This is a genomic window from Protofrankia sp. Cr1 (genome assembly GCF_963555865.1).
Lineage (GTDB): Bacteria > Actinomycetota > Actinomycetes > Frankiales > Frankiaceae > Protofrankia.
Genome location: NZ_CAUVXO010000162.1, coordinates 9,122 through 9,955 on the forward strand (window position 1 = coordinate 9,122; position 834 = coordinate 9,955).

An 834-nucleotide genomic window follows, 5' to 3' on the forward strand; every position below is an offset into this window, starting at 1 on the left:
CATGAACGTCGTCACGCTCGACCAGCCGGCGACGCGCACAGCGTCACTCAGTCCGACCGTCGCACTGGGTGACATCGCCGGCATCGCCCGACGCAACCTTGTCCGGCTCGTGCGCACACCCCAGCTGCTCGTCATCTCCAGCGCCCAGCCGCTGCTGATCCTGCTGCTGTTCCGCTACGTCCTCGGTGGCGCCATCGCCGTCCCCGGCGGCAGCTATGTCAACTACATCGTCCCGGCCATATTCGTGGAGGCCTCGCTCATCGGCGGCGCGGCGACCTCGGTCGGGCTGGCCGAAGACCTCAAGAGTGGGATCATCGACCGGTTCCGTGCCCTGCCGATGGCCCGCTCGGCCGTCCTCGCCGGCCGGACCGTCGCCGACCTGTGCCGCGCCGTCGTGGTGCTTGCCATGATGATCGCGGTTGGGATCATGGTCGGGTTCCGCTTCCACAACTCCGTCCCCGCGATCATCTCCGGGCTCGGGCTCGTGCTGTTGTTCGGTTACGCCATGTCGTGGGTGTTCGCATCCATCGGCCTCGCCGTGAAGGATCCCGAGACGGCACAGGTCGCCGCAATCCTGCCGTTCTTCCTGCTGGTGTTCCCGAGTTCGGCGTTCGTGCCGGTGAGCACCATGCCCGGCTGGCTGCAGGGTTACGCGACGGTGCAGCCGGCCAACGTCACGATCAACGCTGTGCGTGCCCTCATGGAGGGCGGCCCCGCGCTCCACTGGGTGTGGCAGTCGGTGGTCTGGTCGGTGGGCATCGGTGCGGTGTTCGCACCGCTGGCCGTGCATCAGTACCGCAACCTCACCTCATAATCGTATAAACGATCACAGGT

General features: G+C 66.7%; 1 protein-coding gene. It reads left to right on the forward strand.

What is annotated here, in order from left to right; all coding sequences use genetic code 11:
• Positions 1–814, forward strand: an 814-nt coding sequence (locus tag U9980_RS14195) for an ABC transporter permease (protein WP_322768348.1), incomplete at its 5' end; no start/stop codon positions are given.
• Positions 815–834: the final 20 nt, after the last annotated feature.